Origin of the sequence: Corynebacterium sp. LK14 (genome assembly GCF_008042215.1) — a bacterium.
Lineage (GTDB): Bacteria > Actinomycetota > Actinomycetes > Mycobacteriales > Mycobacteriaceae > Corynebacterium > Corynebacterium striatum.
In genome coordinates this window covers 98546-119995 of sequence record NZ_NOVQ01000012.1, presented here as the reverse complement: position 1 = coordinate 119995, position 21450 = coordinate 98546, and the positions used below count along the sequence as shown (strand labels likewise).

Sequence of the window (21450 nt, the reverse complement as noted above, 5' to 3'; positions counted from 1 at the left end):
GGGGTTCACAGGCAGTCTAGCCATTGGGCAGCCGGAAATCGAACCGACATTGCCGCCGCATCGTGCGCACATCTGCAGCGGGTAGCGCTAATTCATACTTGCGCGCGACTGCAGCCAAGCGCCGCGCGTAGTCGCATCGGTTAGCAGGCGGGAGCCACTCAGAGGGCAAAGAGTCAGACTTTGCTTGGTTCAAGGCCTTGTCCGTGGCCACGAGGTTCAAAGGATCGTTGGCAAACTCCGCCTTGCGCTTATTATCCCAACCCCACGCCCCCATGTCCCACGCCGCCGAGAGCGGAAAGACGTGGTCGATTTCCACGGCCGGGGGATTGTGCAGCCCGGAGTACGGATCCGCAAGCCCCATTGGCGTCGTCTGTGCAGCGCGAACAGTGTCCTTGGTGGAGGGCAGCCAGCCGCCGAAGAGTTCGCGGTCGTAGCCCAAGATGCGCACGCGCTCCGGGGTAGTGCTCACGCCCAGGGGAGGCCCCGGAGCCCAGAAATTGAGGGCCCACAACGCAGAAACCGCGCACAGCCCGGCCAGATAATAGTGCTTCATGCACTATTTAGACTGAAGCGGACAGGTGCGCGGTTCCGTGGCTATAGAAGCTTGTGGGGGGAAGTTAGTTCTGAACCCGCTCAGCAGCTTGCTCGAAGTCTAAGTTCTTGTTTTCTTCCACCAGTTTGGCAAGCTTGGAGGCTTCCTCGAACTCGGCCATGACCTTTGGCTCTGGAGCCTTGGTGACCAAGGAGACCACAACCGTGGCGATAAGGGAGATGGCAAAGCCTGGGACGAGCTCATAAAGGGCGTCGGAAAGTGGCGACATGCCCCAGCCGATAGCCACGATGGCACCGGTCACCATACCGGCAATCGCGCCGGTGGAGTTCAGGCGCTTCCAGTACAGGGACAGCAGCACCAGCGGGCCGAATGCGGAACCGAAGCCAGCCCAAGCGAAGCCGACCAAGCCCAGGATGGAATCGGAAGGATTAATCGCCAGGACTGCCGCGATGACTGCGATGCCCACAACCGCAGTGCGAGAGAGGTTGATCAGCACGTCCTGGGATGGCTTCTTCTTTGCGAAGATGAGGAACAGATCCTCAATCAGCGAGGTGGAAACCACGAGCATCTGGGAGGACATGGTGGACATGATCGCTGCCAGAACTGCAGTCAGAACCAGGCCTGCGAACAGTGGGTGGAACATGACCTGCGCCATGTCCAGGAAGATGGTCTCGTAGTTTTCCTGGTCAGTAATGGAGTGGTTGGTCTGGGTGAAGAAAACCGTGCCGGCCAGCGCAACGAAGACGGCGCCGATCAGGGAAAGCAGCATCCAGCCGATGCCGTAGAAGCGGCCGGCGCGGGCGTCGGAAGGCTTGCGCAGTGCCATGAAGCGCACGATGATGTGCGGCTGTCCAAAGTAGCCCAGGCCCCACGCCAGGTTGCCGATGATGACCGCGGCAGAAACACCGGAGAAGAGCGAGAAGTAGTTGGGGTTCTCAATCACACCGCCCGTGGCGTAGGGATTGTTAGCGGCGAAGCTGAAGATCTGGCCTGGGTCGTCCAAGGCCATGATGGCCATAATCGGGACGATGATGAGAGAAGCGAACATGAGCAAGCCCTGCACGGTATCGGTGTAGGAAACAGCAAGGAAGCCGCCCACGAAGGTGTAGAACACCGTCACTGCCGCGACGATGAGCATGCCGACGAGGTAATCGCCGCCGAAGGTCGACTCGAAGTAGCGGCCACCCGAGACCATGCCCGAAGAGACATAGAAGGTGAAGAAGAAGATGATGATCGCCGCGGAAAGAACACGCAGCAGACGGGACTTGTCGTGGAGGCGGTTTTCGAAGAAGGACGGCACCGTAATCGAGTTGCCGGCAATCTCAGAGTAAGAGCGCAGACGCGGCGCCACCCACTTCCAGTTGGCCCATGCGCCAACCAGTAGGCCGATGGCCATCCATAGCTCAGACATGCCTGTCAGGAACAGGGCGCCGGGTAGGCCCATGAGCAGCCAGCCGGACATGTCGGATGCGCCAGCAGACAATGCTGCAACGAACGGGTGCAACCCACGGCCGCCGAGAACATAGTCGTCATACTGATCTGTTTGCTTGTAGCTCCAGAAACCGATGGCGGCCATCGCGAGCAGATAGATAATCATCGCCACGACGTACCAGGTGGAATCTTGCACTGATTTCTCCTCGAAGTTTGAGAGTAGGACCATCCCACGTTAACGAGACGTGGGTAACAACCCAATGCTTTTCTGGGGATTTGTTGGCAAGAAGTCGCCCTGCGCACAGCTGGTTGTAATGTTTTAACAGTGTAAACGCAAAGTTATAACGAGGAGATAACGATTGCGTTCGGCGGCAATAATTGCTCGAAAACCTCAAAACATGCCCCCAAATGGTGCGCTGCTAGACTGGCAGCTATGGCTTCTTACCTTATCCATGGCCTGTGGCTCCCAGTTTCGGGACTTAGTCTATGGATTGAGCAGGTAGAAGGGCACAAAATTGTTATGCCTTCCGCCGTTCCCGAAGGGACCTTTCCTGAGGCAGTCGAAACAATTTTGGGCAAGAAATCCTTCCGTAATCGAGCGCGAGTTTCCTTGCGCACGCCCAAGGGCAAGGACGTCTCCCTCATGGTGCCCATGGCGATGTTTGCGCCCGAGGAGGCCGTGGCCACTCTGGCCAAGCTGGAGTTCCTCGATTCCCTAAGTCAGGCCGCCACGCCCGAGCAGAAGGCAACCATCGCCCCAGACCTGCTGTGGCTTATTCGCGTCTACCGTGGGCTTAGCAAGTTTGTGCGTGCCGGACGCGTGACGATCCGCTTGGCCTACCAGGCAGGCGAGTGGTACCCCATGTGGCAGCTGGCCTCTGGTTTGGGTGAGCGTGGCTGGCTCGCGGAGATGCTCGCGGCGGCGCCTGGCATTCTGACAATTAATAACAGGGCCTTGTCCGATGACATGGCGGATGAACTGACGCACTGGATTGCGTTTATGGTTTTACGCCCGCTTGCCGACGCCCCGCGCCCGGCACCGTGGCACGACTTTGCGCAGGCGATGTTGACGACGTCGCCAGTGAAAAAGGGCCGTGCGCAGCTGCTGCGCGGCCTCAACGAGTGGAAAGACTCGATTACTTCGGTGGACCTGCAGCTCGTCTTCATCGTGGAGGAGCCGCCCAAGGATGAGGACCCTGAGACCTCAGTGTGGCCGATTCGCGTGCAGGTGCGCTCCGGCACCGACGCACCACAGCCCATCGTGTTGGATCAGCTCGATAGGGGCAGCGTGGAGAAGCTACGGAACTCACAGCGCAAGGCCCTGACCTTGGCGCCGCGCCTGCGCGAGTCCTCCGGAATCCCTGACTATGACGCGGGTGACTGGGACGTATTCCTGGGCACTGATGATTTGGTGGAGTTCATCGCCAAGGACGTGTCCGCACTCAAGGCGGCTGGCTTTACCGTCATGCTGCCCAAGGCATGGGCGCACATGGAGACCAAGGCCAAGCTGGAGACCCGCGAGGTCCGCGATCCCGCTGAGGGCTCTACCAAGGCGCACTTGGGCATGGACAAGCTGGTGGAATATGACTGGCACCTGTCCGTAGGCGACACCGATCTGAGCGAAGAAGAGATGCGCCAGCTGGTGCAGTCTAAGTCCGGGCTTATTCGCCTCCGCGGCGAATGGGTCATGGCTGACACGCAGGCGCTGTCCAAGATCTCGGAGTATATGGACAAGCTCGCGGAGACGGCTCGCAAGCGCAAACAGAAGGAGCTCGAGCGCCTGGCCGCTGCCGCAGAGATGGCGCGGAAGCTGGAGCAACCGGGCTGGCAGGCGTTGGTGGCGGACGTCGAAAAACGGCTCAAAGAGTTCAACGACGGTGAGACCGCGCAGGTTTCCGTGGCGGAGCTGCGCGAGCTGGCCTTGCAATCCATGGCTGAAGAACCGGTGGAGTTCACCGGCTCGACGTGGCACGCTTCGCTGCTGGGCGGCATGGACACCGTGGCACCCGCGCGCATCGAGATTCCAGAAACCGTCAATGCCGAGCTGCGCGAGTACCAGCGGCGCGGCGTGGATTGGCTTTATTGGATGTCCCGCAACAATATTGGCGCGGTGCTGGCCGACGACATGGGCTTGGGAAAAACCCTGCAGCTGCTAACCCTGCTTGCTGTCGAGCATCAAGATAACCCCGAGGTCAAGCCCACCCTCGTGGTGGCGCCTACCTCCGTGGTGGGCAACTGGGCGCGCGAGGCCGCGAAGTTCGTCCCGCACCTGAAGGTGTTGGTCCAGCATGGTTCGAACCGACTTAAAGAGACAGAGCTGGTCAAGGCCGCCGAGTCCGCAGACCTCGTCATTACCTCCTATGGCACCGTGGGACGCGACTTCCTCACGCTGGGCAAGGTCGAGTGGGATCGCGTGGTGCTCGACGAGGCGCAGGCGATCAAGAACGCGGCCACGCGCTCGTCGAAAGCCGTGCGTTCGCTGCCGTCGCGCCACCGCATTGCGCTAACAGGCACGCCGGTGGAGAACCGCCTCTCTGAGATGCGCTCCATCCTGGACTTCTGTAATCCTGGCGTGCTGGGCAGTGCGTCCTTCTTCCGCAATCACTTTGCCAAGGCCATCGAGCGCGAGAACGACGACACCATGGCCGAGCGCCTGCGCCTGCTTACCGCGCCGTTTATCTTGCGTCGCCTGAAGACGGACCCGAATATCATCGATGACCTGCCGGAGAAGTCCGAGCAGATCATCACCGTCGCGATGACCCCCGAGCAGGCGGCCTTGTACAAGGCGCTTGTCGACGACGTGCAAAAGGCACTGGAGACACGCGAGGGCATGTCGCGGCGCGGCCTGGTGTTAGCGTCTTTGACTCGCATCAAGCAGATTTGTAACCATCCGGCGCACTACCTGGGCGACGGTTCCTCGGTCACGTTGAAGGGCAAGCATCGCTCGGGCAAGGTCGAGGAGCTTATGCGGATCGTGGACCAGGCGATTGAGTCTGAGGAGCGCATCCTCGTGTTCACGCAGTACAAGGCATTCGGTGACATCTTGCAGCCTTATCTCACCCAGCAGTTAGGGCGCGAGATTCCTTTCCTGCACGGTGGCGTGACCAAGAACAAACGCGACCAGATGGTGGAAGATTTCCAATCCCCGGACGGCCCGCCGGCGATGATTCTCTCGCTCAAGGCGGGTGGCACGGGCCTGAACCTGACGGCGGCGTCGATTGTCGTGCACATGGACCGCTGGTGGAATCCGGCCGTGGAGAACCAAGCCACCGACCGCGCGTTCCGCATTGGTCAGCAGCGCAACGTGCAGGTGTACAAGATGATCACCGCCGGTACTTTGGAGGAGTCTATTCAGGACATCCTCGACGGCAAGATGCATCTTGCTGGCGCCGTGGTGGGCGAGGGCGAGGGCTGGCTCACGGAACTCGATCCCGAGCAGCTGGCCCAGTTGATGAGCTACAAGGAGGCTGACTAATGGCGCGCTATACCTCGGGTAATTCCGGCAAGGGCTCAGAAGATAACGTCATCTACGCCAACTTTGGTGCGCGCAAACGCGTGACCTCCCCGGAGGAGGTAGGCCGCGTCTCGCGCGTGCACAGCATGTCTCCGGCTGCCACGCGCATCGTGTCCTTTGTGAACAAGGACGCGGACAGCGGGCGCATTACGCGCGGCCGGCAATACGCAACTGGCGGTCATGTTGTGGGCCTGGACGTGCGCAACGGTGCCGTTCACGGCAAGGTGGCCGGCTCGCAGAACGAGCCCTTTACCGTCCTCATTCAGGTGCCGTATCGCACTAATGATGACATCGCGACGCTGAGCCAGATGTTTGCCCGCACGCCGAACTCCATTGCTAATGCGCGCGACGGCCTGCTTAGCGAGGAAGCGCTCGACATCCTCATCGCTGAGGACCCAAGCGACATGCGCTTTTCCTGCACCTGCCCGGACCCGGTGTACGTGTGTAAGCACGTGATCGCGGTGGCGGACCGCTTGGCTACCCGCATCGACGCGGATTCCTCCGTCGTCTTTGCCCTGCGTGGGCTCGACTTTGGACGCCTTGAGCAGTCCGTGATGGAACAGGCCAAGGCTGTCTCGGAGGATAGTTTTGCTGGAGCGGGGCTTTCTACCGAGGAGCGCAATGAGCTGTTCTGGGGCGGGCGGCAACTGCCCGATATGCCGCGGCCAAAGGTGGCGCCGGCCGTGGATGATTCGGACCCAGAGTTGCTGCGAAAAGCCATGCGTGCAGTAAGCCATACGAACATAGATTTGCTTCGAGCGGTCTCTGATGTCGAGGACCTCTACTATCATCTGACGCACTGATTCTTAAAAGGGGGAAACTCATGGTCAAGTTCATTCATACTTCTGATTTCCAGTTAGGCATGACGCGGTGGTTTCTGGAGGGGGAAGCCCAGGCACGCTTTAACGACGACCGCATGGAGTCCGTGGTGCGTCTTGGCGAGCTGGCGCGCGAGACGGGCGCGGAGTTCATCGTCGTGGCCGGTGATGTCTTCGAGCATAATGCGTTGAGCAAGAACACGTTGAGCCGCGCGAAGGAGACCTTCCGCAACCTGCCGGTGCCGGTCTACCTCTTGCCCGGCAACCACGATCCACTCGTGGCTGATTCGGTGTTGCGCAAGCCATTTGCTGACAATGTTCACGTCATCGCGGACTTTGCACCCATTGAGTTTCGTCCTGGAGTAGAAATCGTTGGCGCCCCGTATCTGACCAAGCGGGCCAACTATGACTTGGTGCGCGAGGCGCTTGCCCCGCTGGAGCCATACGACGGCGTGCGTATTGCGGTAGGTCACGGCCAGGTCGAGGCGCGCGATTCGGAAGCGGACGTCATCGATCTGCGCTTCGTGGAGGAACAAATCGAGGCGGGCGTCATTGATTACTTGGCCCTCGGGGATACCCACTCCACGCAGGAGCTGGGCTCAAGCGGCCGGGTATGGTTCTCCGGCAGCCCTGAGACCACCGCCTTTGATGACCGCGAGCGTGACTCAGGCAATGCGCTGATAGTGACGGTCGACGGGGGAGAGGTCGACGTCGTCAAGCATCGCGTGGGCCGCTGGCACTTCCGGGTGCTGGAGGCCGACGTGAACTCCATGGAAGACGTGGAGCGTTTCTTGAAGGAAGTCGATGAGCTGCCGTACAAGAGGCGCACGGCTGTGAAATATGGCTTGCGCGGCACCGTGGGGCTGGAGGCGCAGGCGCGGCTCGAGCAGGGACTGGCGGATCTGGAGCCGGTGTTTGCTTCGCTGCGCCCGCGTGAGCGCACCATGGATTTGCACCTTGCCCCGTCGGAGGAGGAGCTGGCCAACCTTGACCTGCATGGATTTGCCGCCGACGCCTTGGCCGACCTGGTAGGCAATCTTGATGACCCGGTTGCGCGTGATGCCGCCAACCTGTTGTTCCGACTCACCGCAAAGGAGGCCTAGGCTATGATGCGACTTCACTCCATTGAGATCCACAACGTCCGCGGCGTTGAGCACCTGCGCGTCGACGAGCTTCCGGAAACAGGTGTGGTGGTCATCCACGGCGAGAACGAGGCCGGAAAGTCCACCATCGTTGAGGCCATTGACACCGTACTGACGGAGAAGCACTCGGGCGCCTCGAAGAAGATTAAGGCGCTCAAGCCGGTGCATCGCGATGCATCACCGGAGGTCAGACTTGAGGCGACCGTGGGCCCGTATCGCTTCCGCATTCACAAGCGGTGGCTGAAGAAGAAGATCTCTGAGCTCCACGTTCTTGAACCGCGCCCCGCGCAATTTACCGGCGGCGCGGCCGATGACGAGCTCGACCGAATCCTCTCAGAGCATCTGGATCGCCAGCTTCTCGACGCCCTCTTCCTGCGCCAGGATGACCTAGGTTCCGGCGTGGCTGCGGTCGGCATTCCATCGGTGACCAGTGCGCTGGAATCTGCTTCCGGGATGGACACCGCTGTGGCCGAGGACTCCGAGCTCATCACGCGAGTACAGAAGGAATACGAGAAGTACTTCACCGCACGGACCGGGGCGCCGGCCAAGGAATACAAGGACGCGCAGACCCGGGTGAGCGAGGCCGAGTCCGTGCAACAAGATGCTGAGCAGGCATTACGCCAACTTGACGACGTCGTGATCAAACACGAAGCTGCCCAGCAAGCCAAGGCGGAGGCTGAGCAGGCTTTGCCGGCCGCTGAGACAGAACTCGCCCAGCGCGAAACTGAGGTCGCGGAGGCTAGAGCAGCACTGGAGAAGATCGAGGCTCAAAAAGCAGAGCTTTCTCGTGCCGAGGCTGAACTGGAGACTGCACGCGAGGCCGTGGAGCGGCGCCGCGCGATGGCACAGGACGTGGCAAGCGCAGCAGAGGCAGTCGAGGCCTTGGCGGCCAAGGTCGAGGAGCTTAAACTGAGCACCGCGCAGGAAGAGGAAGTCCGTGAGCAGCTTGCAGGCAAGCTCGCCGAGGCACAGAAGTCTTATGAAGCTGCCCGCAAGCAACTGCAGCTTGCGCGCCGCTACCATGAGAAAAAGCAGTGGGAGGCGTTGCGGCAGCGCCTTGCGGGGCTAAAGGAACTCGACGCTGAGCTCAAGCGTCGCCGCAGTCAACTTGCCGAGGCGCCTGAGGTGGGCGATCTGCGCGCGCTTGAACAAGCAACCACTGAGGTAACCGTCCAGGAACGCGTTCACGCCGCTGCCACTGCCAAGCTCGTGTTTAGCGGTGAGGGCGCCTTCGTCGTCGACGGTGAAGAGCGAACTGTGCCTTCTGCCGACGCCAGCGACGACACCGTTCAGCTGCGCGACGGAATGGCCTTCGAGTTCGGCGCGTTGCGCGCGACGTATCAAGCTGGTGCAGGTGAGGCATCAGAAGATACCCTGCAACATGTGCGGGCTCGTCTCGCGGAACTTTTGGATGCGGCCGGCTGCGAGTCGGTCGAGGAAGCCCGCGCGAAAAACGACGAGTACCAGCGTTTGCGCAGTTCCGTGGAGCAGGCACAGCGGGAGCTTAAGGCTGCTCTTGGCGCCGATGATTTGGGCGAGCTAGAAGCCCGATATGCGGCCCAAGCGGACAGCTTTGAAGGGGTAGCAGAGCTGGAGGAACAGGGCGAGCAGGAGCGAGTTTCTTTGGGGGATGCGGAGGTAGCAGAGGAGGCGGCACGCGTTGCTGTAACCGGCGTTGAGAAGGAACTTGCTCCGTACCGGGAGAGCTCGACAGCAGCGGCGTTGGCCGGTGCCCAGGCTCGTCATGAGGCGGCCGCCGAGCATCATGATTCAGCCGACGCAGCGCTGCAGAAGGCTAGGGAAGTGGCAACGGACGCAGTGCTGGACTCTGCGGTTGCAGCGGCGGAGGAGAAGCTCACCCGGCAACGCGGAGTCTTGGCCGAACTTAGCGCCGTGGACGTCGATACTGTGTTTGCGCTTTACGAGGGGGCCAAGGAACAGGTCCGGAGCCTGCACAACACCGTGCACGATGCGGATGGTGATATGCGTGAATACTCAGGCCGCATCGAGATGCACTCGGGCGTGGCGGAACGCCTCGAGTCTGCGAACGCAGAACTGGAGATTGCCCGGGAAGTGCTGGCCGCGGTGGAAAAGCGTGCCAACGCAGCGCGATACCTGCGGGAGCACTTGCTCACGCACCGCGATGCGGCACGTCAGCGCTACGCGCAACCCTTCGTCACCAAGCTCAACGGGCTCGCCCGTAAGGTTTTCGGTGGCGACGTGGATTTCGAACTTTCTGAGGAGCTTGTGGTCACGGCGCGCAGCCGCGATGGTCAGACCGTAGATCTTGGTTCCCTCTCGGGCGGGGCCAAGGAACAGATGGCCATTCTTACGCGCTTTGCAATAGCGGGATTGGTGCAAGATGACGGAGTACCCGTTATTGTTGACGATGCTCTTGGATCTACCGACTCGACTCGACTCAACCTTATGGCCACGTTGTTTGCTCAAGTGGCCAAGCACTCCCAAGTATTGGTGTTAACATGCATGCCACAGCGATATGCACGTGTACCCAGCAGGGTAGAACTGGATATAGAAGCGTTAAAGGGATAGCTTTCTAATACCTAAACGAATGTGTAAAGTTGTTGACATGACTACAGAAACTCGGTGGCTAAACGAAGAAGAGCAAGAGCTGTGGCGCCTCATCCTCGGTTCTATTCGCAAGATTAACCGCGGCATGGAGGAAACCCTCATGGCTGGGGGCGAGGTCTCAATGTCAGAGTTCGCCGTTCTCGTTGCACTTTCCGAGGCAGAAGGCAATGAGCTGCGTTTGCGTGAGCTTTGCGCGGACTTGGAGTGGGACCGTTCACGTACCTCCCACCAAGTAACACGCATGGAAAAGCGTGGTTTGGTCACAAAGTCCAAGAGCGTCGGTGATGCGCGAGGCGTCATCGTTCGTATTACCGATGAGGGCCTTGAGCGTCTCGAACGCGCCGTGCCCGAACACGTAGAGTCTGTGCGCCGCATAGTCTTTGACCATCTCAACGAGAAGGACATTCCATCCCTTGTTAATTTCTTCCAGGGAATTCTCGCAGTCAACAACGTGCCTGGGTATGACGGCTTCGTTCCGGACGAACTGCTGCATGGCAGGTGCACCGTGGATGAAAAGAATTAGTTATCTCAGCAGGCTCTTACCTGCTTTATTGTTTTGTGGGGCAATCACCACCTAAGAGAGGAATCACCATGATGGGGCAAGAGCTCTTTGAGCATCCCATGTCGCAGTACCCGATTTATAACGTTGCGGTCCTAGACGGGCTAGGAGATCCCGAGTCGCACCTGAATGGCACTGCCTCTGAAGCGGAGTCCGCTGCGATGGAGGAAGCCCTCGACAAGTATCCTGATGCCGCGATTACTTTCGACGAGGAATCGGGCCACTGGATAGTCGGCGCAGAGGCAGATATAAACCGTATGTTCGCTGATAGGGACGCCTTCGTGGAGGCGTTAGAGAACAATGAAGACCCCGGAGTGTAAATCTTGCCAATTCGGTGTCAATAAAACGGTGGATAACTACGAATTCATAACGATCTACTGCTAAAGTTATCCGCAGTGATTTCTCTTGCTAGGCGGAGTGTGCCTAGCGGTTTCAGGCGCAGTGAAAGGAAACAACGGATTATGAACGAATACGAGGCACAGGAACAGCGCGAAGCAGCTGCACGTGACAAGGCTGACGGCTGGGTTTCCGTGTTTGTCCAGTGGATCCCTAACACGCTTTTCGCATTCGTTCTGGTCACCGCCATGTTCCTCGGAATGTATTACATCGAGCACGGCACCCTTGATATCACCCAGGAGATCGTAAACCCATTCATCAAGTAGTACTTGGAGAACTCAAAGCTCAATAGCTAAATATTAAAATGGCGGCCCATCTTCTGGACCGCCATATTGTTGTTTTTAAAGCCTGCCGCAATTAGTGCTGCTCGTTCGGATCGTTGTCCGCGTCTTCCTTGGTCTCGTGGACGGTGCCCTTAACGTGTTCCGGTGCGGCGTAGATGGAGTAGAGCTTTGCCGGCTCGGAACCCTTGTTGACGAAGTTGTGCCACTTGCCAGCTGGTACGAAGATGGCAAAGTCGTCTTCGGCTACCTGGTCGATGTCCAAGTTGTCCTCGTCTTCACCAATCATGATGCGGCCCTGGCCGGACTCGAGGCGCAGGAACTGGTCATGGTCATCGTGGACCTCCGCGCCGATTTCGCCGCCGTCCTGCCATTGCTTCTTATGCTGTTCGGACTTTTTGTGGTTGCGGATGGACATCATGCCGATGGCGATACCGATGACGATGGGCACCCACACCTTCGAGCTATCGAGCAAGAAAACCATCCACTCGGGCAGCGCCGGGAGGTCAGGGAAATCGATGTTCGGCCAGTTGATGTCCGGCCAATCGATACTGATGGTTGGCAGATGGATTTGGGGAAGTTCGGGGAGGTCTGGCAGATCTGGCCAGTCGATGTCGGGAATAGGTAGCAAGTCCAAAAGCTTGCGCAGGATTGGGCCGAGCACGATAACAGCCAACGCCCAACCGCCTTTACCAAGGCCCGCGAGGAGGGGATAGGTCACGCGTTTAACGGGGCTTTGCTCCATTGCTTCGCGACGCCGCGCACCACGGCTGCCAGCTGGTGGCTCAAACTCGACCACCTCTGAGCCGTTGTGATAGGTCACCTCGATCAACTCGTCGAGGGCATTCGCGTGGAGCTTGAGGTGCGGCTTCGTGCGGTTGACAAGCTCTAAGCTGCGTAGCTCGTCGGTATCGATTTGTTTTAGGGCCACTCGCGCCGAAGACAACGAGGTGTACCTTCCAAGGACTTCGCCGTCGCGGCAAATTTGCACGCGAATAGGTGGATTATTAATGAATGCCCGGATTCTTTCTTTAAGCGGCATGTTGGCGTCCAGGGCGGTGTATTCATGCTCGCTCGGTTGTTGCGGCCAGGATTCATAAGCTGCAGCAAACTCCACATCGGGGCCGACCATGACTTCGAGTTTTCCGGCCTCTGGATGGTCAAGAGTCCACGTTTCCATGATCTAGGCCTTCCTTCCTGTTAACCAGCTGCCCAACCAAGCAAGCAGGACGACTTCAACTGCGTAAATCCACGTACCGGTGTTGTAGTAGACCTTGGTAGAAAGCCAGAACATAAAAGCCGCAATGAGCGGAAAGGACAGCGTATAGCGGAAGAGCCGGCCATCCAGCATGCCCAATGCCAACGCCATCATCGGAAGCAGCACCAGCATGGTCACAGTCGCTGTACTCCCACTAAGAGCCGCGCCCACAATCCCCGGCACCACGAAGAACGCTAACGCGGTTGCGATAAACGAGAGGTAGGCCCGTTTCGGACGAGACGTCGATTCCATGGCCCTGACCTTACAGCCTGCGGGATCATTCTTAGGAATGATTCTTTGACTTCGAGCGGCAGGGGAATTCCTATCAAAATAGATTGAAAAGAATTCGCTGTCTTTGACCTAATGTCTGCCTAATGTCTGAACTCTTAACAATGAGTTGAAAGCTAAGGGGCGAAGGTAAATCCCTCGCCTGCTGGGGCTGAACGCCGAGAAAGCGAGGGGAGAAATTGTGCCCCCGACAGGGATCGAACCTGCGACCTTCGGTACCGGAAACCGATGCTCTAATCCGCTGAGCTACGGAGGCAAAAGATATGCGGCATGCGCCAGATATCAACGGTGTGATTCTAGCGCATGCTGTCACCAAGTAGCCAATGCGGGGGCTACTTAGTGGTGTGGTGTCTAGCTTTAGTGGTGTGGCGGCTAGCTAGCCTGGCTACTTCACGATGACCACGATGAGGTCGCGCGGACCGTGGACGCCCTCCACACGGGAGAGTTCAATGTCAGAGGTAGCAGACGGGCCGGAAATCCACGTAGCGGGGAAGTCCGGGTTAATGCGAGAGACCATCTCCGGAACTCCGTAGACGATCTGGTCCTTGCGCACGATGCACACGTGACGATCCGGAACCAAAGTTAGGGCGCGGCGACCACACAGTGGGCCGGCTTCTAGCACGATGGTGCCAGTCTGTGCCGAGGTGACGTGGGACTCGGTCAGCACAGCATCAACGGTGTCGAGTTCGCGCGGATCCGAAGTTGGATCGTCAGGGGTGAAGGTGGCGTTGGACGTGATGGCGTCGATAAGCGCTGCGTCCATTCCCTGAGCGTAGGTGACCTTGGAGCATTCCTTGTTAGTAAAAATCTGGGAAATGGTCTCTGCGAGCTCAGCCTCGGTGGTCACGTGGACTTCGGCCTTGTAATCCTCGAGGCGTTCCACAAGCATGTCACGCAGCTCGTCGGCATTGAGCGTGCCCTCGGTGTCGTACTCACGCGGTGCCTCCACGTGATCGGACAAGCCTGCCTGCTTCTGCGCGGTGCGAATGCGCTTCAGGATCTCTTCTTTGGCGGTACTCACTTGATGCCCTCCTTCTTGGCCTGGGCGAGCAGTTCTTTAGCTTCATCGGAGTCGAACCACTGACGGAAAGACTTCTTTGGTGGAACAGCAGTATCGCGGGCATCGGACCACCCGGACAGGAACAACGGGAGCTTGTCCATCACTCCGTTGAATCCGCCGAGAACGCGGCCCAGCGCAACCATGTGCGTGACCTGGTTCCAGATCTTCGGGTGACCCCAGACCAGCTGAACCACGCTGAAGAGCTTGGACTCGACTGGTGGGGTAGCGTGGGTGACCTTTTGGTGGCGGTTCTCCAGGATGACCTCAGAAAGCGGAATCTTCACCGGACAAACCTCGTCGCAGCGTCCACACAGGGAGCATGCATAAGGCAGGCTGGCGGAAGGATCGTGGTGGTCCTTCATGCCGGTCAGCTGTGGGGTCAGGGAGATGCCAATCGGGCCAGGGTAAACGGAGCCGTATGCGTGGCCGCCGGCGCGCTCGTAGACCGGGCAAACGTTAAGGCAAGCCGAGCAACGGATGCATTTGAGAGCCTGGTGGCCAATCGGGCTGGACAGGGCAGCGGTACGACCGTTGTCCAAAAGAATCAGGTGGAAGTTCTTCGGGCCGTCGTTTTCAGTTACGCCCGCCCACATGGAGGTGTATGGGTTCATGCGCTCTGCTGTGGAAGAACGCGGCAGCAGCTGCAGGAAGACCTCAAGGTCCTGGAAAGTTGGCACGAGCTTTTCTATGCCCATCACGGTAATCAGGGTCTCCGGCAGGGTCAGACACATACGGCCATTGCCCTCGGACTCCACAATGTTGATGGTGCCGGTCTCGGCAACGCCGAAGTTAGCGCCGGAGATGGCAACCTTGGCCTTCATGAACTGTTCGCGCAGGAAGGTACGAGAAGCCTCCGCGAGTTCGGCTGGCTCAGCCTTTAGGGATTCATCCGTGTGCGGCATTTTGTTGACGAAGATGTCACGGATTTCGGCACGGTTGCGGTGGATGGCCGGAACCAGGATGTGGGAGGGCTTATCCTCGCCCAGCTGAACGATGAGCTCAGCCAGGTCGGTTTCGCGGGCATTGATCCCTACGGACTCGAGGTGCTCGTTCAGGCCGATTTCCTGGGTTGCCATGGACTTGACCTTGACGATGTCGGTCTCGCCGGTCTCGCGGATAAGGCCCTCGATGATTTCGTTGGCTTCCTTAGCGTCGCGTGCCCAATGGACGATGCCGCCGCGCTTGGCTACCTGCTCCTCGAACTGCTCGAGAAGTTCCGGCATGCGGGCAGCAACGTCTTCTTTGATTGCGGAGCCGGCGTCGCGGAGCTTCTGCCAGTCCGGCAGCTCTTCGACGGCGTTGGCACGCTTATTACGAATGGTGGTGGTGGCGTGGTGCAGGTTACGACGCTGGGTCGCGTTGTTGAGGCCAACGTGGGCGAGTGGAACGAATGCCTTCTCGCCGCGGAGGTTGCCGTAGCCCTCCGGCGCGCGAGGCGGGGTGGTGTCGAGGAAGGAAGTCATTAGAGCATCTTCTCCTTGGAGTAAGCGGCCGTCTCAGGGGTCCAAGGGTGTTCCTTGGTGGAGGCCAAGATTTCAGCCATGTGCAGCACGCGAACGCCGCTGCGCTGGCGCGCTAGTGCGCCGCCGATGTTCATAAGGCAGGAAGAGTCACCGCCGGTGAGGTACTCGGCTTCGGTGTCCTTCACGTGGCGGGTTTTGTCAGAAACCATGGCCTGGGAGACCTCTGGGTTCTTAAGTGAGAAGGTGCCGCCGAAGCCACAGCACTCTTCGACGTTTTCGAGCGGCACGAGGTCGATTCCCTCGACTTTGCTCAGCAGCTGGTACGGGCGGTCACCGAGCTTCAGGAAGCGCAAGCCGTGGCAGGAAGCATGGTAGGTGACCTTGTGCGGGAAGAAAGCGCCGAGATCGGTGCGCTGCTCGATGTCCACGAGGAATTCGGGCAGGTCCAAGGTCTTCTGGGAGGCCTTTTTAGCGCCATCCACGTCAGCGGAGGAGCCGAACCGGTCAGCAATTTTGACGTGTTGCTCACGAACTGCGCCAACACACGAGCCAGAGGCGGAAACCACGTAATCGATGGAAGGATCTGCGAACGCGTCCGCGTAGCTGCGGATCATGCCCAGTGTTTCCTTCTGGTAACCAGTATTGATGTGCATCTGGCCGCAACAAGTTTGCTCTTCTGGGAAGACCACTTCGTGGCCCAAACGGGAGAGGATTAGTGCGGTTGCCTTGTGAGCGTCCGGGAAGAGGGCGTCACCAATGCACGTAGAAAAAAGTGCAATTCGCATGCTTGCGCTCCTTTAACTGCCCAGTATGTGCCATGGAAGTCAGCGCGTACTTGGGTGGGCTAATTTTTATGGGTGTGCCTTAAATAATACCGATAAAAACGCAGAATTTCATAGTGAAAATGCCGTCTAGCTGCGGTTATTCTGCAACACTAATGTTGCGAAATTTATTACGTGCGCAAACCACTACCGCCGTGCGTCTCGTGGGGAACTTGTGGTTTCTGATGAGTGATGCGTCACTTTAAGGCAATATACCTTTTGGGGGTAGACAAAAGTCTCCCCATCGCGCGGCTGTAATTGCAGCGGATGCGGAGACTTTCTTTAGGGGCAGAAGTTTTAAGGAACTAGGAAGCCCAACGCGTTGGTCATGAGGAACACAATGACACACACGACGGCCAGGAAGACGAGCGAGTAGCCCACGACTGCCTTGAGGATGCGGGACTCCTCGCCCTCCATCTGAACTGCCGTTGCGGCGATGGCCAGCGACTGCGGGGAGATCATCTTGCCCACAACGCCACCGGCGGTATTCGCCGCCAGCATGAGGTCTGGGTTGACGCCGATGCGTTCTGCAGCGGTGACCTGGAGGTTGGCAAAGAGGGCGTTGGCCGAGGTATCCGAACCGGTAACTGCAGTGCCGATCCAGCCCAGCACCGGCGCGAAGAGCGCGAAGATGCCGCCCGCGGAGGCCACGAATTCACCGATAGAGATGGTCTGGCCGGAGTAATTCATGGTGTAGGCCAAAGCGAGAACCAAGATGATGGTCAACGCAGAGAACTTCATGCGGGAGCAAACCTCACCGAACTTTTTCAGTGGGGCAGACTTCGGCAGGTGGTAGTGGCCGTTCTCGTTGAAGATCCAGAAGATGATGGCCACGATGAGTCCGGAGATGAGCAACAGCGTGCCCGGGTTGCCAAAGACATTGAAGCTAAACGAGGTGTCCATTCCCTTGCCAGCAGAGTCAAGGACTGTGCCATCCAGGCCCGGCCAGGCGAACTTAATCTTCCAGAACCCAAAGAGCTTCGGAGCTGCGGTAGCTACCGCGAAGACTGCGGTCACGACTGCGTAGGGCAGCAGCGCCATCCAGATGCGGCTGCCGGACAAGTCGGTGACTGCCTGCTGCGCCGGAATGCCCATGCGCTCACGCAGCTCCGCAACGCCCTTTGGCTTCCACATGCGCAGAAATACGAACGCGCAGCCCAGCGAGACGATGCAGGCCACAACGTTGGTGAGCTGGTAGGCAAAGAAGTTGGCCGCAGCCCACTGCGCGATGGCAAAAGAAACGCCGATGACGCCAGCAGCCGGGGCGGCTTCCTTGACGCCGCGGACTCCGTCCAAGATGAACAGGATGAAGAAGGGGACTGCCGCTGCAATCAGCAGCACCTGCAAGGAAATAAGTCCTGCGATATCAGCAGTCTGCTCGGCGGTACGGCCGCCCACCTCACCGGCGGTGGTCACTGGAATGCCCACCGCGCCGAAGGCAACCGGTGCAGTGTTGGCGATGAGTACAGTCGTGGCAGCCTTGAGCGGCTTGACACCCAGCGCCAGAATCATCGTCGCGGTAATCGCCACTGGGGCGCCGAAGCCGGCGAGAGCCTCAAGCAGGCCGCCGAAGCAAAACGCGATGAGGATGGCCTGGATGCGGATGTCACCGTCGCCAAGCAGGTCGAAAGTCTTGCGAAGATCCTCAAAACGCCCAGAGGCCACGGTGATCTCGTAGAACCAAATGGCGGTGATGATCACCCAGACAATCGGCAACAAGCCAAAGAGGCCACCGCGTGCGGCGGAGGACAGCGCCATGCCTGTGGGCATGTCGAAGCCGAAGATAGCAATGGCGAGAGCCACGATGAGTGCCACAGCACCCGAGGTATGTGCGCGAGCCTTAAGACCCAGCAACATGATGAAGAAGGCGATGAGGGGAAGTGTCGCTACGGCAGCGGAAAGGCCGAGGCTACCGCCAATGGCATCCGTCGATATTTGGAAAGTGTTCATAGTTACCCAAGTCTCTAGAAGGAAAACGAGTGTCTTATTTAATACACAGTCTTTCTAAAGCCTAAAACTTGAGCGAGCCTTTTCGCGTAAGTTTCGCAATAAAGGGCATATGTCACACAAGTTGCTTGCTGTTATAAAAGACCCCAACGCGTGCCTGATGCTGCTCATGTCAGCGCGGGACGATAGACTTTGACGCTATGAATCCCGTAGATCTTTCTGTGCTTATTAAAGAGACCGCAGTCGCTGTATTGAGCGAACACGAGCTCGACACCGCCGTCCTTCCTGAGACCGTGACCGTGGAGCGTCCGCGTAATCCCGAGCACGGTGACTACGCCACCAACCTTGCCCTGCAGGTAGCCAAGAAGGCCGGCGTGAATCCGCGCGAGCTGGCCACCTGGCTGGCCGAGGCGTTGGCTAAGCACGACGCCATTGACGTCGCCGAGATCGCAGGCCCGGGCTTCCTGAACATCCGCCTGGCTGCCGCCGCACAGGGCGCCATCGTGGACCAGGTCCGCCAAGCCGGCGCTAACTACGGCCACAACGATGCCTACAAAGGCCAGAAGATTAACCTCGAATTCGTCTCCGCTAACCCCACCGGTCCGATCCACCTGGGCGGCACCCGTTGGGCAGCCGTGGGCGATTCCCTCGGCCGCGTGCTCGAAGCCTCCGGCGCTGAGGTAACCCGCGAGTACTACTTCAACGATCACGGCCGCCAGATCGACCGCTTCTCCAACTCGCTCGTGGCTGCGGCCAAGGGCGAGCCGACTCCGGAGGACGGCTATGGCGGAGAGTACATCCAGGAGATCGCAGCCAACGTCCAAAACCAGGTCCCCAATGCACTCGAGGGCACCGAGGACGAGGTCCGCGAGAAGTTCCGCGCCGCTGGCGTGGAGATGATGTTCGCGCACATCAAGGAGTCCCTGCACGAGTTTGGCGTTGACTTCGACGTCTACTTCCACGAGAACTCCCTGTTCGAGTCCGGCGCCGTTGACAAGGCCGTGGCGCACCTTAAAGACAACGAGAAGCTCTACTTCGAGGACGGCGCCTGGTGGCTCAAGTCCACCGACTACGGCGATGACAAGGACCGCGTGGTCATCAAGTCTGACGGCGACGCCGCATACATCGCTGGCGACATCGCCTACGTTGCGGACAAGTTCGACCGCGGCCACGACCTCGCTATCTACATGCTGGGTGCGGACCACCACGGCTACATCGCCCGCCTGCGCGCCGCCGCTGCCGCCATGGGTTACAACCCAGAGCAGGTCGAGGTTCTCATCGGTCAGATGGTGAACCTGCTGCGCGACGGCAAGGCTGTGCGCATGTCCAAGCGTGCTGGCACCGTTATCACCCTCGATGACCTCGTCGAGGCCATCGGCGTCGATGGTGCACGCTACTCCCTGGTGCGTTCTTCCGTGGATCAGTCCATCGACATCGACCTGGGCCTGTGGGCTTCCCAGTCCTCCGATAACCCTGTTTATTACGTTCAGTACGGCCACGCTCGCATCTGCTCCATCCTGCGCAAGGCTGCAGACCTGGGCCTGGGTGCCGAGGCCATGCAGGGCGCGGACCTTTCCTTGCTCACCCACGAGAAGGAAGGCGATCTCATCCGCACCTTGGGCGAGTTCCCTGAGGTTGTCTCCACCGCAGCGACCTTGCGCGAGCCACACCGCATCGCCCGTTTTGCTGAGGATCTCGCCGCCGTGTTCCACCGCTTCTATGACCAGTGCCAGGTGCTGCCGAAGGCGGACGAGACAACGCAGCCAATCCACCTCGCACGCCTCGCGCTTGCCGACGCCGCCCGTCAGGTCCTCGCCAACGCCCTCACCATGGTGGGTGTTAGCGCGCCGGAGAAAATGTAAATGGATTTTAACGAGCTGCCAGCGCACGTCTGGCCCCGTAACTCGCGCCGCGAAGAAGACGGCGTGGTTACCGTCGCCGGGGTCCCGCTGACGGATCTCGCCGAAGAATACGGCACGCCACTCTACGTCTTCGACGAGGATGACTTCCGCTCCCGTTGCCGCGACACGGCCCGCGCCTTCGGCGGCCCTGAGCACGTGCACTATGCCTCCAAGGCTTTTATCACCAAGCGCATCGTGAAATGGGTAAACGAGGAAGGCCTGTGCCTTGACGTCGCTTCCCTCAACGAGGCCAAGGTGGCGCTGGCCGCCGGTTTCCCGCCGGCCCGCATGACCGCCCACGGCAACAACAAGGAGCCCGAGTACCTCGAGCTGTGCGTGGACAACGAGATCGCGCACGTCGTCCTCGATAACGAGGGCGAGCTGGCACAGCTCAACGAGATCGCGCGCGCCGCTGGCCGCGTGCAGCCGGTGATGATCCGCGTCAAGCCGGGTGTCGACGCCCACACGCATGAGTTCATCGCCACCTCGCACGAGGACCAGAAGTTCGGCATCTCCTTGGCCACGGGCGCGGCTTTCGACGCCGCCAAGGCTGCCCTCGAGTCCGAGAATCTTCAGCTCGTGGGCCTGCACTGCCACGTGGGTTCCTCCGTGTTCAACGCTGAAGGCTTCAAGCTCGCCGCAGAGCGCGTGCTCTCGCTGTACAAGCGTATCCACACCGAGCTGGGTGTAGCACTCAAGGAACTCGACCTGGGTGGCGGCTTCGGCATTCCGTACATGGAGTACGAGGAGGCACTCGACGTCGCCAAGCTGGCTCAAGATCTCCTGGCAGCCGTGGAGCGCACCGCGCACGAGCTCGACATCGAGCCGCCCTTCGTGCTCGTCGAGCCGGGCCGCTCCCTCGTGGGCGCAAGCGCAGTCACCGTCTATTCCGTGGGTACGGTCAAGGACGTGGAGACCGGCAAGGCCGAGCTGCCTATCCGCCGTTATCTTTCCGTCGACGGCGGCATGTCCGACAACATCCGCCCAGCGCTCTACAAATCCGAGTATGACGTGCGCGTGGCCAATCGTTTCACCGACGGTGAGCCCGTGGACTCCCGCGTGGTGGGTTTCCACTGCGAATCCGGCGACATCTTGGTCAACGAACGCAAGCTTCCGGGAGACATCACCACCGGCGACCTGCTCACGTTCGCAACCACTGGCGCCTATCAGTACATGATGGCGTCGCGCTACAACGGCGCACTGCGCCCGGCCGTGGTGTCGGTGCGCAATGGGCAGGCAAATCTGATGCTGCGTCGCGAGACTGTCGATGACCTTTTGGCTCTCGAAGTCAATTAAATTCACTTAAAATCCACTGGCGGTGGGGCCATGACCAAAAGGTTTGCCCCTCCGCCTTCCTATATGGGGCCATGATTTGGATCCCTAAACCCAAAACTAGACAGCTCGTTCTGTATAGTGTGGTTAACAATTT

The 21450-nt window shown here is 59.4% G+C and carries 16 protein-coding genes, 1 tRNA gene and 1 pseudogene; 9 read left to right on the top strand and 9 right to left on the bottom strand.

Translation table 11 applies throughout. The annotated features are described in order from the left end of the window. Nucleotides 1–16: 16 nt before the first annotated feature. Entirely contained in the window at nt 17–553 is a 537-nt protein-coding gene (locus tag CHU71_RS08015; RefSeq protein ID WP_052953135.1) for an HNH endonuclease family protein, read from the bottom strand. A 64-nt stretch (nt 554–617) separates the two neighbouring features. Further along, a complete protein-coding gene (putP, locus tag CHU71_RS08010) occupies nt 618–2180 on the bottom strand; it encodes a sodium/proline symporter PutP (RefSeq protein WP_147760736.1) in 1563 nt (520 codons plus the stop codon). A 237-nt stretch (nt 2181–2417) separates the two neighbouring features. On the opposite strand from putP, the gene CHU71_RS08005 reads away from it, so the two are divergent. The 7 genes from CHU71_RS08005 (at nt 2418) to CHU71_RS07975 (ending at nt 11268) form a co-directional block, all read left to right on the top strand. After that, nucleotides 2418–5459, top strand: coding sequence for a DEAD/DEAH box helicase (locus CHU71_RS08005; RefSeq protein WP_005531979.1), 3042 nt, complete (start codon nt 2418–2420; stop codon nt 5457–5459). Continuing rightward, nucleotides 5459–6301, top strand: a complete 843-nt coding sequence (locus CHU71_RS08000; protein WP_110333308.1) for a hypothetical protein — start codon at nt 5459–5461, stop codon at nt 6299–6301. Before CHU71_RS08005 ends, CHU71_RS08000 begins: the two co-directional genes overlap by 1 nt. 20 nt (nt 6302–6321) lie before the next feature. Next, entirely contained in the window at nt 6322–7419 is a 1098-nt protein-coding gene (locus CHU71_RS07995) for an exonuclease SbcCD subunit D (RefSeq protein WP_147760735.1), read from the top strand. A gap of 3 nt (nt 7420–7422) precedes the next feature. Beyond that, nucleotides 7423–10008, top strand: coding sequence for an AAA family ATPase (locus CHU71_RS07990; protein WP_147760734.1), 2586 nt, complete (start codon nt 7423–7425; stop codon nt 10006–10008). 37 nt (nt 10009–10045) lie between these two features. After that, nucleotides 10046–10570 (top strand): MarR family winged helix-turn-helix transcriptional regulator, encoded by a 525-nt coding sequence (locus tag CHU71_RS07985; RefSeq protein ID WP_034657594.1) that lies wholly within the window; start codon nt 10046–10048, stop codon nt 10568–10570. Between the two features lie 68 nt (nt 10571–10638). Further along, nucleotides 10639–10926: a molecular chaperone GrpE gene (locus CHU71_RS07980; protein ID WP_147760733.1), complete on the top strand. Its 288-nt coding sequence runs from the start codon at nt 10639–10641 to the stop codon at nt 10924–10926. Between the two features lie 141 nt (nt 10927–11067). Continuing rightward, nucleotides 11068–11268: a hypothetical protein gene (locus CHU71_RS07975; RefSeq protein ID WP_147760732.1), complete on the top strand. Its 201-nt coding sequence runs from the start codon at nt 11068–11070 to the stop codon at nt 11266–11268. 91 nt (nt 11269–11359) lie between these two features. On the opposite strand, the pseudogene CHU71_RS07970 reads toward CHU71_RS07975, so the two are convergent. From CHU71_RS07970 to CHU71_RS07940, 7 genes and pseudogenes are all read right to left on the bottom strand, one after another. Further along, a pseudogene (locus tag CHU71_RS07970) lies at nt 11360–11647 on the bottom strand (cupin domain-containing protein); the annotation flags it as partial. A gap of 819 nt (nt 11648–12466) precedes the next feature. Continuing rightward, complete coding sequence (locus tag CHU71_RS07965) at nt 12467–12793, bottom strand: hypothetical protein (RefSeq protein ID WP_147760731.1); 327 nt, start codon at nt 12791–12793, stop codon at nt 12467–12469. A gap of 218 nt (nt 12794–13011) precedes the next feature. Then, a tRNA-Arg gene (locus CHU71_RS07960) sits at nt 13012–13085 on the bottom strand. A 129-nt stretch (nt 13086–13214) separates the two neighbouring features. Beyond that, nucleotides 13215–13850, bottom strand: coding sequence for an LUD domain-containing protein (locus CHU71_RS07955; RefSeq protein WP_005531997.1), 636 nt, complete (start codon nt 13848–13850; stop codon nt 13215–13217). Continuing rightward, nucleotides 13847–15352, bottom strand: coding sequence for a LutB/LldF family L-lactate oxidation iron-sulfur protein (locus CHU71_RS07950; RefSeq protein ID WP_147760730.1), 1506 nt, complete (start codon nt 15350–15352; stop codon nt 13847–13849). Before CHU71_RS07950 ends, CHU71_RS07955 begins: the two co-directional genes overlap by 4 nt. After that, nucleotides 15352–16137 (bottom strand): (Fe-S)-binding protein, encoded by a 786-nt coding sequence (locus CHU71_RS07945; RefSeq protein WP_046645516.1) that lies wholly within the window; start codon nt 16135–16137, stop codon nt 15352–15354. Before CHU71_RS07945 ends, CHU71_RS07950 begins: the two co-directional genes overlap by 1 nt. A gap of 333 nt (nt 16138–16470) precedes the next feature. Continuing rightward, a complete protein-coding gene (locus tag CHU71_RS07940; protein ID WP_147760729.1) occupies nt 16471–18123 on the bottom strand; it encodes an L-lactate permease in 1653 nt (550 codons plus the stop codon). Nucleotides 18124–18320: 197 nt separating this feature from the next. Between CHU71_RS07940 and argS the strand changes: the two genes are divergently transcribed. Both argS and lysA read left to right on the top strand, forming a co-directional pair. After that, entirely contained in the window at nt 18321–19982 is a 1662-nt protein-coding gene (argS, locus tag CHU71_RS07935; protein WP_147760728.1) for an arginine--tRNA ligase, read from the top strand. Next, nucleotides 19983–21317: a diaminopimelate decarboxylase gene (gene lysA / locus CHU71_RS07930; protein WP_147760727.1), complete on the top strand. Its 1335-nt coding sequence runs from the start codon at nt 19983–19985 to the stop codon at nt 21315–21317. The last annotated feature ends 133 nt before the right edge of the window (nt 21318–21450 follow it).